At 66.5% G+C, this 16039-nt stretch carries 14 protein-coding genes; 3 read left to right on the top strand and 11 right to left on the bottom strand.

Features of this window, described 5'->3' with window-relative positions; translation table 11 throughout:
- Positions 1–47: 47 nt before the first annotated feature.
- Together AC56LU_RS20755 and ubiD are read right to left on the bottom strand one after the other, a co-directional pair.
- Positions 48–734: a type 1 glutamine amidotransferase domain-containing protein gene (locus AC56LU_RS20755; protein WP_497177508.1), complete on the bottom strand. Its 687-nt coding sequence runs from the start codon at positions 732–734 to the stop codon at positions 48–50.
- Between the two features lie 76 nt (positions 735–810).
- Entirely contained in the window at positions 811–2310 is a 1500-nt protein-coding gene (gene ubiD, locus AC56LU_RS20750) for a 4-hydroxy-3-polyprenylbenzoate decarboxylase (RefSeq protein ID WP_497177507.1), read from the bottom strand.
- A gap of 526 nt (positions 2311–2836) precedes the next feature.
- Here ubiD and AC56LU_RS20745 point away from each other — a divergent pair.
- Positions 2837–3706, top strand: coding sequence for a transglycosylase SLT domain-containing protein (locus AC56LU_RS20745; protein ID WP_497177522.1), 870 nt, complete (start codon positions 2837–2839; stop codon positions 3704–3706).
- A gap of 222 nt (positions 3707–3928) precedes the next feature.
- Here AC56LU_RS20745 and AC56LU_RS20740 read toward each other — a convergent pair whose 3' ends face one another.
- The 4 genes from AC56LU_RS20740 to ribBA form a co-directional block, all read right to left on the bottom strand.
- Positions 3929–4141, bottom strand: a complete 213-nt coding sequence (locus AC56LU_RS20740) for an RES family NAD+ phosphorylase (protein WP_497177506.1) — start codon at positions 4139–4141, stop codon at positions 3929–3931.
- A gap of 96 nt (positions 4142–4237) precedes the next feature.
- Positions 4238–4708 carry a transcription antitermination factor NusB gene (nusB, locus tag AC56LU_RS20735; RefSeq protein ID WP_497177505.1) on the bottom strand — a complete coding sequence of 157 codons (471 nt, stop codon included), beginning with the start codon at positions 4706–4708 and terminating at the stop codon, positions 4238–4240.
- A gap of 24 nt (positions 4709–4732) precedes the next feature.
- Positions 4733–5212, bottom strand: coding sequence for a 6,7-dimethyl-8-ribityllumazine synthase (gene ribH, locus AC56LU_RS20730; RefSeq protein WP_497177504.1), 480 nt, complete (start codon positions 5210–5212; stop codon positions 4733–4735).
- A gap of 64 nt (positions 5213–5276) precedes the next feature.
- Entirely contained in the window at positions 5277–6383 is a 1107-nt protein-coding gene (gene ribBA, locus AC56LU_RS20725) for a bifunctional 3,4-dihydroxy-2-butanone-4-phosphate synthase/GTP cyclohydrolase II (RefSeq protein ID WP_497177503.1), read from the bottom strand.
- Positions 6384–6742: 359 nt separating this feature from the next.
- On the opposite strand from ribBA, the gene AC56LU_RS20720 reads away from it, so the two are divergent.
- Together AC56LU_RS20720 and AC56LU_RS20715 are read left to right on the top strand one after the other, a co-directional pair.
- A complete protein-coding gene (locus tag AC56LU_RS20720; RefSeq protein WP_497177502.1) occupies positions 6743–9418 on the top strand; it encodes a two-component system response regulator in 2676 nt (891 codons plus the stop codon).
- 109 nt (positions 9419–9527) lie between these two features.
- The gene (locus AC56LU_RS20715; protein WP_497177501.1) at positions 9528–12452 is read left to right on the top strand and encodes a M16 family metallopeptidase; all 2925 of its coding nucleotides are present in this window, start codon (positions 9528–9530) and stop codon (positions 12450–12452) included.
- A 109-nt stretch (positions 12453–12561) separates the two neighbouring features.
- Here AC56LU_RS20715 and AC56LU_RS20710 read toward each other — a convergent pair whose 3' ends face one another.
- The 5 genes from AC56LU_RS20710 to AC56LU_RS20690 form a co-directional block, all read right to left on the bottom strand.
- Positions 12562–13188, bottom strand: a complete 627-nt coding sequence (locus AC56LU_RS20710; RefSeq protein WP_497177500.1) for a riboflavin synthase — start codon at positions 13186–13188, stop codon at positions 12562–12564.
- A gap of 6 nt (positions 13189–13194) precedes the next feature.
- Complete coding sequence (ribD, locus tag AC56LU_RS20705; protein WP_497177521.1) at positions 13195–14298, bottom strand: bifunctional diaminohydroxyphosphoribosylaminopyrimidine deaminase/5-amino-6-(5-phosphoribosylamino)uracil reductase RibD; 1104 nt, start codon at positions 14296–14298, stop codon at positions 13195–13197.
- A gap of 68 nt (positions 14299–14366) precedes the next feature.
- On the bottom strand, positions 14367–14924 hold the full coding sequence (locus AC56LU_RS20700; protein ID WP_497177499.1) for a GspH/FimT family pseudopilin: 558 nt from the start codon (positions 14922–14924) through the stop codon (positions 14367–14369).
- Entirely contained in the window at positions 14921–15370 is a 450-nt protein-coding gene (locus tag AC56LU_RS20695) for a type IV pilin protein (RefSeq protein WP_497177498.1), read from the bottom strand. The genes AC56LU_RS20700 and AC56LU_RS20695 overlap by 4 nt, the downstream gene beginning before the upstream one ends.
- Entirely contained in the window at positions 15367–16035 is a 669-nt protein-coding gene (locus AC56LU_RS20690) for a pilus assembly PilX family protein (RefSeq protein ID WP_497177497.1), read from the bottom strand. The genes AC56LU_RS20695 and AC56LU_RS20690 overlap by 4 nt, the downstream gene beginning before the upstream one ends.
- Between the last annotated feature and the right edge of the window lie 4 nt (positions 16036–16039).

Raw genomic sequence — 16039 nt, 5'->3', positions numbered from 1 at the left:
ACCCCACCGATTTTGGGGCCGGGTTAGCAATCAATCTTTTGCACGGACTACCCGCGGTCTTTCAGCAGGGCCAGCAAGGCATGCGCTCCGGCTTCCGACGATGCCGGGTTCTGGCCCGTGACCAGCAGGCCGTCGGTAATAACGTAGGACTCCCAGTCCCCTGCCTTGCTGTAGCGCCCGCCCTGCTGCGCCAGCATGTCCTCGACCAGGAAGGGCACTACCTCGGTCAGGCCGACGGCGGCCTCCTCGGTATTGGTGAAGCCGGTCACGCGCTTGCCTTTTACCAGCGGCTCGCCGTCCGGTCCCTTGACGCTCTTGAAGACGCCCGGCGCGTGGCACACCGCAGCGACCGGTTTGCCGGCGGCCAGCATGGTCTCGATCAGGCGGATCGAATCGGCATCTTCCGCCAGGTCCCACAGGGGGCCATGGCCACCCGGGTAGAACACGGCGTCGAAGTCCTCGACGGCCATGGCCGACAGCCTGCTCGTGCTTGCCAGCGCACTCTGCGCTTGCGGATCGGCACGGAAGCGCCGGGTCGCGTCGGTCTGCGCGTCGGGCTCGTCGCTCTTCGGGTCGAGCGGCGGCTGCCCGCCGCGCGGCGAGGCCAGCGTGACGGCTGCGCCGGCATCCAGGAACACATAATAGGGAGCGGCGAACTCTTCCAGCCAGAAACCGGTTTTCTTGCCGGTGTCGCCGAGGCGGTCGTGCGAAGTCAGCACCATCAGGATGTTCATCGGGGCTCCAATGCAGGGGGATCGAAGGCGAAGTCTATACGCCCTCTCCCGCGCATGACGCACGCAAGACCGGTCTTTACAGCCCCAGCTGCCCCCAGATATCGTCCACGCGCGCCTTCACTTCCGGCGTCATCACGATCGGGGTGCCCCACTCGCGGCTGGTCTCGCCCGGCCACTTGTTGGTGGCGTCGATCCCCATCTTGCTGCCCAGGCCGCTGATCGGGGAGGCGAAGTCAAGGTAGTCGATCGGCGTATTGTCGACCATGACCGTGTCGCGGGTCGGGTCGACCCGGGTCGTGATGGCCCAGATGACCTCTTTCCAGTCGCGCACGTCGACATCCTCGTCCACGACGACGATGAACTTGGTGTACATGAACTGGCGCAGGAAGCTCCACACCCCGAACATCACGCGCTTGGCGTGGCCGGCATACTGCTTCTTCATCTGCACCACCGCCATCCGGTAGCTGCAGCCTTCCGGCGGCAGGTAGAAGTCGGTGATCTCGCTGAACTGTTTCTGCAGTAGCGGAATGAACACTTCGTTCAGGGCCACGCCCAGCACGGCCGGCTCGTCGGGCGGCTTGCCGGTATAGGTCGAGTGATAGATGGGATCGCGCCGCATCGTGATGCGGTCGACCGTGAACACCGGGAAGCTGTCCTGCTCATTGTAATAGCCGGTGTGGTCGCCATACGGGCCCTCCAGCGCATGCTCGAAGCCGGACGGGTGGTTCGCGTCCGGGTAGATATGCCCTTCCAGTACGATCTCGCTCGAGGCCGGCACCCGCAGCTCGCTGCCGATGGCCTTGGCCAGCACGGTGCGCTGGCCGCGCAGCAGGCCGGCGAACTGGTATTCGGACAGGCTGTCCGGCACCGGGGTGACGGCGCCCAGGATGGTGGCCGGGTCGGCGCCCAAGGCGACCGCCACCGGATACGGCTGGCCCGGGTTGGCCAGTGCGTGCTCGCGGAAGTCGAGCGCGCCGCCGCGGTGCGCCAGCCAGCGCATGATCAACTTGTTCCGGCCCACCACCTGCTGGCGATAAATACCCAGGTTCTGCCGCTTCTTGTGCGGCCCCTTGGTAATCACCAGGCCCCAGGTGATCAAGGGCGCAATATCGCCCGGCCAACAGTGCTGGATCGGCAGGCGCGCCAGGTCGACGTCCTGCCCTTCCCATACGATCTCCTGGCAGGAGGCCCCGCGCACTTCTTTCGGCGCCATGTCCCATACCGCCTTGACGAGCGAGCCGAGGCCCATGATGTCCTTGAAGCCCTTGGGCGGCTCGGGCTCCTTCAGGCGCGCCAGCACATGGCCGATGTTGCGCAGCTCGGTGACGCTTTCGGCGCCCATGCCGAGCGCCACCCGGCGCGGGGTGCCGAACAGGTTGCCCAACACTGGAATAGGGTGCGGAACGCCGCCCGCCCCCGTCGGCTTTTCAAATAGCAGTGCCGGCCCTTCGGCGCGCAGGGTGCGGTCGCAGATCTCCGTCATTTCCAGGTGGGACGACACCGGTACGGCAACACGTTTGAGCTCGCCCATTCGTTCGAGCTGGGCCATAAAATCTCGCAAATCTGAATATTTCATCAAGTTTTGATCGTTATCTCTTCAATAGAAGCTGGTTCAAGGCATCATGCCAAGTAGTTGATTTAGCAAGACATTTAAAATTTCGCGCTGGAAATCAGACCTAAAAGTAATAAGGACGGAACGTGCTAGGGTTGACTTGGTATAAAGGAGCCACTAGAATCCGTCCTACTTGATGAGGCAGGCAAATCGTTTCGACATGATTCTAGCTGTTCTCATGCATTCACGGGGTCGGGGCCCCATATGACATTTTTGAGGAGTGTTTTCACTGGGCGTCTGCCCAATCCCCCGAGACAGTTGTTGAGCCACTGGTTCTACCCGCACGGGTTGTAAAGCAGCCAGCTGTAGCAAAGCAATGACGGCGTTAGTCGGCCGCAACGCGGCGACCTACGATATTTCTGATGCACGGCAATCAGTTCACCAACACAGCGCGAATTTCCTATGAGCGCAGTGACAGGACTCTTTTTGCCGCGACAAGGGGAATTCGATGATCCATCGTTTCATCACGAGCGCAAGGCTCGTGCAATCCATGGCCAGCCAGCCAGTCACGTTATCTTCCGTGAGCAAAGCGGCACGCGGTGCACTGAATACCGCACGCAACACCCTGACCGTATTCGGTCTCTCCGCAGTCGCGATGCTCGCGCTGCTGTACACCAACGAAGACGTCGCCAAGCGTGTCTCGAACCTGCTCCATCCGGAGCCTGAAATCCTTGCCGTCGCCCCTGCCGCGCCGGCGCCTGCGCTCGTGGAAGCCGCCGAGCCGGTCGAAACCAGCTCTGCCGGCGCCCAGCACCTGGGCGACAGCAAGCAGCAGCAATGGGTTACTTCCTGGCTCAGCAAGCGCTACCGCGTTGCCAGCGACGCCGCCAACATGCTGGTCTCCACCGCCTACATGACGGCGCACGAGGTCAAGCTCGATCCGCTGCTGATCCTGGCGGTGATGGCGATCGAATCCGGCCTGAACCCGTTCGCCGAAAGCCCGGTGGGCGCGAAGGGCTTGATGCAGGTCATGGCCAAGGTCCACCACGACAAGTTCGAAAAGGTCGGCGGCCAGGAAGCGGCGCTGAATCCGGTCGCCAACATCAAGGTAGGCGCCCTGATCCTGAAGGATTACGTCAAGCGCACGGGTTCCGTCGAAGGCGGCCTGAAAACGTATGTCGGCGCGGCCGACATGGAAAGCGATTCCGGCTACGGCGCCAAGGTGCTGGCCGAGTACAAGCGCCTGAAGCAGGTGGCGCGCGGGCACAAGGTCCCGACCACCAACCCGCGTCCGCTGCCGGCGCCGGTCGTGGTCAAGCAGGCGCCCGCCGCCGTTCCGACCGAAACCCCGGAGGTCAGCCCGGCGCCCGCGCCGGTCAAGGCCGAGAACCACGGTTCGGAAGCGCTGGCGACCCTGTAAGCCAGGCAAAACACTCCTCACGGACCACCGCCGCGGCGGTGGTTTTTTGTTGGCGCGAGTGCTTAGAACCTATCCCAGTAGGGAATGAGTCGCTTTCGGCGCGCATGGCAAGCGGGGGCGCCGTTGCTCGTCGTTGCATGGCTAGGCATGCGGCCTCCTCGCGCCTTGCCCGCGCTTCCCATGCATCGCCGCTAGCTTCCTCCTCCCTACCGGGATAGGTTCCTAGATCACGCGTTGATCGTAGCGCCACAGACGCACCATGGTCGCCTGCAGGCGGCGCGCATCGGGATGTTGCGGATTGATGAGGACCTTGAATTCCTCGGGAACGATCATGGATGGCACTGCCATCAGGGCACTGCTGCCGCCTGCGAGCCAGGCATCGCCCGCGTGTACACCCGGCAGGCCATGCGGCAGCGCGTCCCATCCGACCGGCAAGCAAGCGCGGTGCTCGGAAATTCAGGAGAGGCCAACTCCAAAAGAAAAAAGCCACCCGGCAAGGCCGCGGTGGCTTCTTGATAGGGAGCGACGAGATCAGCGCCGTGCGTCGCCACCCACTTCGTCCGGGCGCAGGGTCGATGCCAGCTTGTCCAGCACGCCGTTGACGTACTTGTGGCCGTCAATGCCGCCAAAGGACTTGGTCAGCTCGACCGCTTCGTTGATGACGACGCGGTACGGGACTTCCGGATGGTTCTTCAACTCGTAGGCGCCCAGCAGCAGCACGCCGTGCTCGATCGGCGACAGCTCGGCCACGCTGCGGTCGATCAGGGGTGCGATGACTTCGCGCAGCTCGACCGAGGTGGCGATGGCGCCGTTCAGCAGTTCGCTGAAGAACTCGCCGTCAGCCTTCTCGAAACCGTGGGCGCCGCGGATGTTGGTGACGACCGTGCGGGCCGGCTCATTGTTGAGCAGCCATTGGTATAGTCCCTGCAGCGCGAACTCGCGCGCCCGGTGTCGCGGCGTGCGGTTCTTGCTCGGGTTGGCGTGCGTTTGCTTGTCGTTCATGTAATTTTCCTTTACTACTTCTACTTATTCTTCTTCGGCCTGCAGCTCTTCCAGCGCAAACAGCAGGTTCGACATCTCGACCGCGACACGCGCCGCGTCAAGGCCCTTCTCGGCCATGCGGGCCTCGGCCTGCTCGTCGTTCTCGGTGGTGAGGATGGCGTTGGCGATCGGCATGCCGTAGTCCAGGCCGATGCGGGTGATGCCCGCGCCCGATTCGTTCGATACCAGTTCGAAGTGGTAGGTCTCGCCGCGGATCACCGCGCCCAGCGCGATCAGCGCGTCGAACTGCTGGGTATCGGCCATCTTCTGCAGCGCCAGCGGCACCTCCAATGCACCCGGCACCGTGATGTGGAGGATGTCTTCATCGGCGACGCCCAGGCGCTTCAGCTCGGCCAGGCAGGACGACAGCAGGCCGTGGCCGATGTCGGCGTTGAACCGGGCCTGCACGATGCCGATGCGCAGGCCTTCACCCGCCAGATTGCTTTCAAAAGTTCCTACCGTCATGGCTGACCTCTTCTTCTCGATGGTGTGTATATATTAGTGGGTATTCGCAAGCCGATGCGCGCTGTCAGGCGCCGGGTTGCGGCAGGTAGCCGGTGACCTCGAGGTCGAAGCCGGTCATGGAGGGCATCTTGCGCGGGTTGGCCAGCAGCTGCATCTTGCCGACGCCGAGGTTGCGCAGGATCTGGGCGCCAATGCCGTAGGTGCGCAGGTCCATCGAGGCCGCGCGGGCGCTTCTTGGGCCGGTATCGCGCGGGGTGAACTGGGCGAACAGCTGGTCGGCGGTCTCGCCGCAGTTCAGCAGCACGACGACGCCGCACTCGCCGCCCTGGATCGTTTTCATGGCCGAGGCCAGGTCCCAGGAGTGGGTCGAGGCGCAGTTGCCGAGCACGTCGAGGATCGACACCGGCTGGTGCACGCGCACCAGGGCTTCCTTGTCGCGCGCCAGCTCGCCGTGCACCAGGGCCAGGTGGGCCGCGCCGCTCGGCTTGTCGCGGTAGGCGACCAGCTTGAAATCGCCGTACGGGGTGCTCAAGGGGCGCTCGGCCACGCGCTCGACCAGGCTTTCGTTCTGGCTGCGGTAGTGGATCAGGTCGGCGATGGTGCCGATCTTCAGATTGTGTTCCCGCGCAAACTCGATCAGGTCCGGCAGGCGCGCCATGGTGCCGTCTTCCTTGATGATCTCGCAGATCACCGAGGCCGGGGTCAGGCCGGCCATCTCGGTCAGGTCGCAGCCGGCTTCGGTATGGCCGGCGCGCATCAGGACGCCCCCATTCTGGGCGCGCAGCGGGAAGATGTGGCCCGGCTGGACCAGGTCGTCAGGCGTGGTGCCCTTGTTGACGGCCACCTGGATGGTGCGCGCGCGGTCGGCCGCGGAAATGCCGGTGGTCACGCCCTCGGCCGCTTCGATCGACACCGTGAAGTTGGTGCCGAACGAGGTCCCGTTCTTCGAGGTCATCATCGGCAGCGCAAGTTCGTCGCAGCGCGCTTCGGTCAGGGTCAGGCAGACCAGGCCGCGCGCATGGCGGATCATGAAGTTGATCGCTTCCGGGGTGACGAAGTCGGCGGCAAGCACCAGGTCGCCCTCGTTTTCGCGGTCTTCTTCGTCGACAAGAATGACCATGCGCCCTGCGCGCAGTTCGGCAACGATTTCCTCGGTGCTGGAGATAGACATACGGGATTCCTTGAAACAGCGGTTTGGCGTAATCCGTTATTTTAAAGGATTTACCGCCTTTCAACCGAAGAGCGGCAGTCCTTCCTCAAACACAAGGCTGACGATTCGTCAATGCACGTTGCCACACAGCAACAAACGTGAATTCGTGTGCACGCCGGCGCACGGAATTGCTAAGCTTTATTTCCCGCACGTAACAAACTAGCGTGCTCACGTATGACTCGATTATGATGATGACATCGCGGCCACTCCTGTCGCCGAGGCTGTTCCCCGGCGTCACGCGGCCATTTCCTGGAGCTGCCATGTCAGCTGTCCCGCATCCATCCAGCCGCTGCGCGCCTGTACCGGAAAGGCGGGACTGAATGGCGACGATCCTGATTGTCGACGACAGGCCGAGCAATCGCGCCTTCCTGAACGCGCTGCTCGGCTTCACCGGGCACCGCCTGCTCGAGGCGGAAGACGGGGCCCAGGCCCTGGCACTCACGCGCGCGCAGCGCCCCGACCTGATAATTACCGACATCCTGATGCCGGTCATGGACGGCTACGAACTGGTGCAGCAGTTGCGCCACGACGCCGACCTGCGCGGCATCCGCGTCATCTTCTTCTCGGCGGTCTATGCCGAGCGCGAAACCCAGGCCATGGCGGCGCGTTGCGGTGTCGCCACCGTGCTGCCCAAGCCGGCGGACCCACAGCAGATCCTCGACGCCATCAACTCCGAGCTGGGCGTGCTCGCAGGCGAACCGCCGCTGCCGGTGCCGCCACCAAGGCCGGAAGGCGAGCGCGCCCTGCCTTTCGACCTGGGCGCGCGCCTGGCCGAACTCGAGCGCATGTGCTTGGCCCTGATCGGCGAGCGCCGCGTCGAGACCCTGGCCGCCTCCTTCCTCGACGCCGCGCGCCGCGTGCTGCACGCCGACTGTGCCGCCCTGTGCCTGCTCGACCGCGCCGAACGCGGTGTGCGCCACCTCGACACCTGGTCGCTGGAGCCCAGCCTGCTGGCCGCACATGCGCTCGACGAAGGACGGCTGCCCGGCATGCTGCTGCGCGCCCGCGCGCCGCTGCGCCTGGCGGCCGGCGATCCAGCCCTCGAGAGCATGCCGTCCTGCCATCCGCCGATGGGCAGTTTCCTTGGCCTGCAGGTACACGACCTGCAGCACCCGCACGGCTGGCTGTACTGCGCGCGCCGTCCCGGCGCTCCCGCCTTCACCGACGAGGAAGAACGCTGGGCCACCGCGCTGGCCGCCCAGCTGGCGGTGGCCTACGAAAACCTGAACCTGTACGACGTGGTCCAGCGCCACGCCGCCCAGCTGCAGCTGGAGGCGCTGGCGCGCGCCGACGCCGACAAGGCCCTGCGCGAGAGCGAGCACCGCCTCGAACTGGCGCGCCAGGTCTTCGACAGCACCCAGGAAGGCATCCTGATGACCGATGCCGACGCCAACATCGTCGCCGTCAACCCGGCTTTCGAGCAGATCACGGGTTACCGCGAGTCGGAGGTGATGGGCCGGAGCCCGCGCATCCTGCGCTCCGGACGGCACGACACGAGCTTCTACCGCGACATGTGGCACTGCCTCGAGGTCGACGGCCAGTGGCGCGGCGAGATCTGGAATCGCCGCAAGAACGGTGAGGTGTACCCCGAGCGCCTGAGCATCAGCGCCGTGCGCGACGAGGCCGGCGCGCTGACCGCCTATGTCTCGGTGTCGACCGACCTGTCGGCGCTGAAGGCGGCCCATCATCAGCTCGACTTCCTGTCCAACCACGACGCCCTGACCCTGCTGCCGAACCGCTCGCTGTTCAACGACCGCCTGCAACAGGCGATGGCCGCCGCGCGCCAGGGCGACGGTCAGCTTGCGCTGCTGCTGTTTAACGTCGACCGCCTCTCGCGCATCAACGACAGCCTCGGCCATGCGGCGGGCGACGCGGTGCTGCGCGAAGTGGCGCGCCGGGTCGGCCAGATCGCCGGCCCGACCGACACGCTGGCGCGCCTGTCGGGCGACGAATTCGTCCTGCTGCTCACCAATTGCAAGGACAACGACGACATCATCCTGGCCGCGCGCCGCCTGATCGACGCCATCGCCCAGCCGCACTCGGTGGGCGAGCACGACGTGGTGGTCACCGGCAGCGTCGGCATCAGCATCTTCCCGCGCGACGGCAATGCCCCGGGCGACCTGCTCAAGGCCGCCGACGCCGCACTGGGCGAGATGAAAGGCGCGGGACGCAACGGCTTCCGCTTCTTCAAGGGCGAAATGAACGCCCAGGCGCTGCGCTGGCTGGCGCTGGAGACACGCCTGCGGCGCGCCATCGAGCGCGACGAACTGGCCCTGCACTACCAGCCGCAGGTCTCGCGCATCGACGGCAGCGTGGTGGGCATGGAAGCGCTGCTGCGCTGGCGCAGCGAAGAGATCGGCGCGGTGCCGCCGGGCGACTTCATCCCGCTGGCCGAGGACACCGGCCTGATCCACCCGATCGGCGAATGGGTGATCCGCCAGGCCTGCTTCCAGAACAAGGCCTGGCAAAATGCCGGCTTGCCGCCGGTGCGGGTGGCCGTCAATGTCTCGGCCAACCAGTTCAAGGCCGGCGCGGTGAGCGCGATCGTGCGCAAGGCCCTGATGGAGAGCGGCCTGGCGCCGCGCTACCTCGAGGTGGAGCTGACCGAGAGCGTGATGCTGGGAGACAGCGCCGTGGCCGAGACCGAAATGGCCGAGCTGCGCGCCATGGGCGTGTCGCTGTCGCTGGACGACTTCGGCACCGGCTATTCCTCGCTCGGCTACCTGTCGCGCTTCCCGCTCGACAAGCTCAAGATCGACCAGACCTTTGTCCGCAACATCACGGTCGAACAGCGCAGCGCCGCCATCGCCCAGGCCACCATCGCCCAGGCCCAGGGCCTGTCGCTGGCGGTCGTGGCCGAGGGCGTGGAAACCATCGGCCAGCGCGACTTCCTGGGCCTGATCGGCTGCGACGTGATGCAGGGCTACCTGTACAGCCGCCCGGTGCCGGCCCACGAAATGGCAGCGCTGCTGGCCAAGGGCCGCGTTGCCGTATGAGCGAGCCGCCGTTTGCCATGCCACCGTCTATCCTGCAACTACGACAGCGCAACAGCTTCAACCGCCACGCGCGGTAGAATGCGTGCTCATCCTCTGAATTGGATCCTCGATGAGCAAGAATTCCGTGCGCGGCCTGTGCTTGGCCGCGCTGCTCTGCGTGCAGTCGATGGCGGGCCTTGCCGCCACGGTGTCCGCGAAAGCACCCGCCGCAGCCGCAGCCGCCAAGTCCCCCACCACCGCGCCGCTGCGCCTGGACGCCCCGATTCCGGTCGGCCCGCAGGTCAAGGTGGGCAAGCTCGCCAACGGCCTGACGTATTACATCCAGCGCAACGCCCGCCCGGAACGCAAGCTCGAGCTGCGCCTCGTGGTCAAGGCCGGTTCCATCCTCGAAGACGAAGACCAGCGCGGCCTGGCCCACTTTGTCGAGCACATGGCCTTCAACGGATCGACCAACTTTCGCAAGCATGAGCTGGTCTCCTACCTGCAGTCGATCGGGGTCGGGTTCGGCGCCGACCTGAACGCGTATACCTCGTTCGACGAAACCGTCTACATCCTGCCGATCCCGACCGACAAGCCCGAGCACGTGTCGCGGGCCTTCCAGGTGCTGGAAGACTGGGCCCACGGCCTGCGCTTCGATGCCGACGCCATCGAGAAGGAACGCGGCATCGTGCTAGAAGAGCTGCGCCTCGGCAAAGGCGCCTCCGACCGCATGAGCAAGCAGATCATGCCGGCGATCTTCAACGGTTCGAAATACGCCGAGCGCTTGCCGATCGGCACCGAAGAGGTGCTGCGCAACTTCAAGCCGGAGGCGCTGACCCGTTTTTACCGCGACTGGTACCGCCCCGACCTGATGGCGGTGGTGGTGGTCGGCGACATCGACCCGCTTGGCGCCGAAAAGCTGGTCAAGGCGCATTTCGCCCATCTCAAGAATCCGGTCCCGGCGCGTCCGCGCCCGTATGCCGAGATCCCGGCGCGCCAGGCCACCGAGGCGCTGATCGTCACTGACCAGGAAGCCACCGGCAATGCGGTACTGATCCGCTACCCGGTACAGCCGGTCCATGAAGCAGGCACCATCCGCGCCTACCGCGACGACCTGGTGCAGGCGCTGTTCTCAAGCATGCTCAACCAGCGTCTGCAGGAACTGTCGCAGTTGCCGGAACCGCCCTTCATGGGCGCCGGCAGCTCGCTCGGCAAGCTGACCCCGCGCTACCGCTCGTACAACGCCTCGGCCGCGCTGGGACCGCGCGGCGCCGAAGCGGCGCTCACCGCGCTGGTCGAAGAAAACGAGCGCGCGCGCCGCTACGGCTTCGGCGCGCACGAACTCGAGCGTGTCAAGAAAAACATGATGCGCACCTACGAGCAGGCCTGGAACGAGCGCGCCAAGAGCGACTCCGGCACCTATGCCGCCGAGTACATCCGCAATTTCCTGCAGCAGGAAGCGATCCCCGGCATCGACACCGAATACCGCTACGTGCGCGAGCTGGTGCCCGGCATCACGCTGGACGAAATGAACGCCTATGCGCGCCGCACCATCCCGGCCGACTCGGGAAAACTGGTGCTGTACACGGGTGTGACCCGCGCCGACACCCCGCAGGGCCCGCAACTGCTGGCCGCGGTCGCCGGCGCCGAGCGCGCCGAAGTGCGTCCCCACGACGACAAGGCGGTCGCAGCACGCCTGATGGAACGTCCGCCGGAGCCCGGCAGCATCGTGGCCGAGTCGCATGACAAGGCGCTCGGCCTGACCCGGCTCACGCTGTCGAACGGCGTCAAGGTCATCCTGAAACCAACCGACTTCCTCAATGACCAGGTGATGATGAGCGCCGCCCGTTTCGGCGGCCAGAGCCTGTTCGGCGACCAGGACATCCTCAATGCCCGCTTCGCGAATGCGATCGTGGCCAGCATGGGCGTGCGCGAATTCACCCCGCTCGACATGCGCAAGATCCTGGCGGGCAAGGCGGCGCAGGTGAACGTCGGCCTGGCCAACTATACCGATGTCGTGGTCGGCGCCTCGGGCGCGACCGACATCGAGACCATGCTGCAACTGACCTGGCTGAAGTTCCAGGGCGTGCGGCGCGACGAAGACCTGTTCCGTTCCTATGTCGGCAAGCAGGCCGAGCAGGCGCGCAACCAGACCGCGCAGCCGGGCACGCACTTCGGCGACGCCGTGATGGCGGCCTTGTACAACAACCACCCGCGCGCGCCGCGCACCCTCAAGGCCGAGGAATACGAGCGGATCGATCTCGACCGCAGCATCGAGATCTTCCGCCAGCGTTTTTCCTCCGCCCGCGACCTCACCTTCATCCTGGTCGGCAGTTTCGACCTGGCCGCCATCAAGCCGCTGCTGGCGACCTACCTCGGCAGCCTGCCGACGGCGGAGCTCACGGTGGCCTACCGCGACGTGGGCCTGCGTCCGGCCACGGGGGTGGTCAAGCGCGAGGTGCGCAGCGGCTCGGAGCCGAAGAGCACGATCTCGCTGACCTTCACCGGCCCGGCCGAATTCACCGAAGCCGAGCAGCTGCGCCTGTCGGCCCTGCTCGAGGTGGTGAACCTGCGCATCATCGGCGTGCTGCGCGAGAAGATGGCGTTGATCTACGGCGGCGGCGCCTCGGGCGTACTGAGCAAGATCCCGTACGGGAACTACTCGATCGGCGTGACCCTGCCGACCGGGCCGGAGAACGTGGACAAGGTGATCGCCGCGACCTTCGCCGAAATCAAGCGCCTGCAGGCGCAGGGGCCGGAGGCGGCCGACCTGGAGAAGGTGAAGACCAACTGGATCCAGAACCACCGCCGCTCGCTGCGCGAGAACGGCTACTGGCTGGGACACCTGCAGACGGCGTTGGGCGAAGGCACCGACCCGGGCGCGATTCTGCAGGTCGAAAAGCAGGTGCAGGCGCTGTCCGCCGAGGATATCCGCCTGGCTGCGCGGCGCTACTTCAATGAGCAGAACTATGTGCAGGTGGTGTTGAATCCGGAGGCGCAGGCGGCGGAGACGGTGGCGGCGTCGAACGCCAAGACAACGGTGCCGGGCGGTTAACCGTAGGGTGGGCGGGTCCCCCGCCCACGCGTTCAACCAGCAGCGAGATCACCGAGCACGAGAACGGAACCGATAACGATCACCGCGTGGGCGGGGAGACCCGCCCACCCTACCCTTTGGCTGACAGCATGCGCTCCACGTAGCGCGCAATCAGGTCGATCTCCAGGTTCACCTTCGACCCCGCCTGCAGGTGCCTGAGCGTGGTCACCTCGATCGTGTGCGGGATCAGGTTGATCGAGAAGCGGCACACTTTTCCACCCGCCCCGTCGAGATCGTCGACCCGGTTCACCGTCAGCGACACGCCGTTGACCACCACCGAGCCCTTGTATGCCAGGAATTTGGCCAGCTCGCGCGGCGCGTCGATCACCAGTTCGCGCGATTCACCCACCGGTTCGAAGCTGTGCACGGTGCCCAGCCCGTCCACGTGGCCGGATACCAAATGCCCGCCCAGCCGTTCGGCCAGGGTCAGCGCCTTTTCCAGGTTGACTTCCCCAGGCGACGCCAGCCCCACGGTCTTGTTCAGGCTTTCGCGCGAGACGTCCACGGTAAAGGCCTGCTCGGTCTTGGCCACCACGGTCATGCAGGCGCCATTGATGGCGATCGAGTCGCCAAGTGCGACGTCGCCTAATGCCAGCGGACCGGCGTCCACTTCCAGGCGCACGCCCGCGAAGGAGCCGCCTTCCAACGGGGTGACCGATTTGATATTGCCGACAGCGGCGACGATTCCAGTAAACATACGGCTTTATTCCTCAGTAGTGATGTCAGGTGTGGCGAAGCGCGCCAGGATGCGGATGTCGTCGCCGACCCGCGCCAGGTCGTGGAAACGCAGGCGGCGCTGGTCGCCGAGCTGCGCCAGCGGCGGCAGCTCGAACATGCCCTGCCCCGGCCCGATCAGGCTCGGCGCGAGGTAGACCAGCAGCTCGTCGACGCAGCCTTCGCGCACCATCGACGCGTTCAGCTTCGCACCCGCTTCCACGTGCACTTCGTTGATCTCGCGGCGGCCGAGTTCGTGCATGAGCGCCGGCAGGTCGACCTTGCCCTGCGCGTTCGGCAGCACCATGACTTCATGGCCCGCCGCACGCAGCGCCGCCGCCTTGTCGGTCCCTTGCGCCGCCTCCGCCACGGCGATCCAGCACGGCGCGCCCTGCAGGATGCGGGCGCCGAGGTCGATCTCGAGCCGGCTGTCGACGATCACGCGGCGCGGCGGCATGGGCGGCAGGTGCGTATCAATGCCGCGCACGGTCAGCTGGGGATCGTCGGCCTTGACCGTGCCGATGCCGGTCAGGATCGCCTGCGCGCGGGCGCGCCAGAGATGGCCGTCGGCGCGCGCCTCGGGCCCGGTGATCCATTGGCTCTCGCCCCCTGCAAGCGCAGTGGCACCGTCCAGGCTGGCGGCCACCTTCAGCCGCACCCAGGGCAGGCCGCGCCGCATGCGCGAGAAGAAGCCGATGTTCAGTTCATGGGCCTGCTCGGCCAGCACGCCCGCGCTGACGGCAATGCCCGCCGCTTCGAGCTGGGCCAGGCCGCGCCCGCCGACCAGCGGATTCGGGTCAGTCATGGCGGCCACCACGCGCTTGACACCGGCCTGCACCAGGGCGTCCGCGCAGGGCGGCGTGCGGCCATAGTGGCTGCACGGTTCCAGCGTGACGTAGGCGGTGGCGCCGCGCACATCCTCGCCGCGCGCCTGGGCGTCGCGCAGCGCCTGGATCTCGGCGTGCGCCTGTCCCGCCGGCTGGGTATGGCCGGCGCCGATGACGATGCCGTCACGCACGATCACGCAGCCGACGCGCGGATTCGGCGCCGTGATGAACATGCCTTTCGCTGCCCACGCGAGGGCCAGCGCCATGCCGTCGCTATCGTTGAGAATCTGTGCCGTGTCGTTTGCCAAGGTGGTTCCGTTCCGCTGTGTAGCCGTTATGGCGGCCCTTGCGCGCCGTCGCAGCCTGCGTCGCGCGCAGGATTGCACTGGCGAATGCGCCCGAGCATATTGATTTTAATACGCCGGATCTGCCCGCCATGGAACAGCGACAGCGTACCGAGCCGGGAGGCGTTACCACCAGCATCGCTGCAGCTGCGCCCGGCGCCATTGTAGGCGATGTACTGGGGCGGCGCTGACTGCGTAAACGAAAAGTCGATCCGCAGGCCCGCCGGCAGCGGCCCGTGCACCGCCAGCAGCTCGTCAGTGGGCCCCGGCCGTCGGTCGCCGTCGCGGTCGATGAACATCGTCCAGCCCCGGGTCCAATCAAGGCCGCGCGGGTCGCGCGGCATCAGCTTGACCCGCTGGTTGCGCGCAATGGCTTGCGCCCGGGTATGGGCGATGGCGTCGAGCATCTCGCTTGAAGCGGCCTTCAGCTGCTGGGAGGTAAGGAGCGCGTGCAGGTCGGGCGCGGCTATTCCGAACGCCACGGCGGCGATGGCCAGCACCACGGCGAGCTCGGCCAGCGTGGCCCCGCCCGTGGCGAGGCGCTTCATGGCCAGCAGCGCGGCGCGCTGCCGCTCGCGCCTTGCGCACCGGTACTGTCGAAGCTCAGGATGCCGCAGTCCGGATCGGCGAAGCGCGCGTCGACGTTCGCCGTTCCCGGCCGGGCGCGCAGCTCGATGCACTGGCTGATGACTTGTCCCGCGCAGGCCCTCCCTTCAAGCTCGTAGGCGCTGCTCTCGGGACGCGCGCCGAGCCACCAGTGGAACTCGCGGCCGTCGGCCTCGGTAGATGTTGCCGAGAACGCGACATAGGTGTGGTGCAGCGCGCGATACTGCTCCTGCCGCTGCATGGCGTCGACCAGCGCCAGCTGGGCTTCGACCCGGCGCGCCTTGACCACATGGCGCACATAGCCCGGGTAGGCGATGGCGCCCAGGATGGAGACGATCGCCAGCACGACCAGCATTTCCACCAGCGTGAAACCACGATCGCCCTTCATCGTCCCTCTCCCGTTGGCGACGCCCCCGCGGACGCCACGCTGTCGCGCCAGTTGCCGATTTCGCGCCAGCCCACGCGCATGCCGGGACCGCCAGAAGGCAGCTTGCGGTAATAGGCCTGCACCGCCACCTGGGTCGTGCCGGCGCTGCCGAAGCCGAGTGCGCTCACCCGGTACAGCAGCGCACCGGCGGGCGACGTCATCCGCTCGATGAGGTAGCGCGGCGCCTGGCTTGGCAGCCCGCCCTCCCCGGCCGCTATCCGCGCACCCGTGAACGTGCCGAGCGTGACCGCAGGCCCTTCGTCGTCCGCCAGCGCCGCGAAGATGTCGCCGGCGTCCGGCGCACGCTCGCACAGGCCGTCGTAGGGCCTGCCGCCGCGGCAGCCAGGGGCGAAGGCGGCTGGCAACGCGTTGGCCAGCGCGGCGGCGCGCCCGGATGCTGCGTCCTGTCCACCTTCGATGTCCTGTTCGGCGTCCGCCAGCGCGGCCATCGCGCCCTGCAGCGCCAGCATCCGGTCGCGCTCCTGGCTGGCCGCGCGCGCCCCACTGAGCGCCGTGCGCGCCGCGGCGACGCTCGTCATCAGGACCGCCAGCGTCAAGAGCAGCGCGGTCAGCAGTGCGACGCCGCGCTGCCCACGGCGCCATCGACCCGGGGTAGACATGCTCATGCGA

This window comes from Telluria sp. PB2R4 (genome assembly GCF_059685695.1).
Note: the sequence above shows the minus strand (reverse complement) of the source record. Positions and strands in the feature narration are given on the sequence as shown.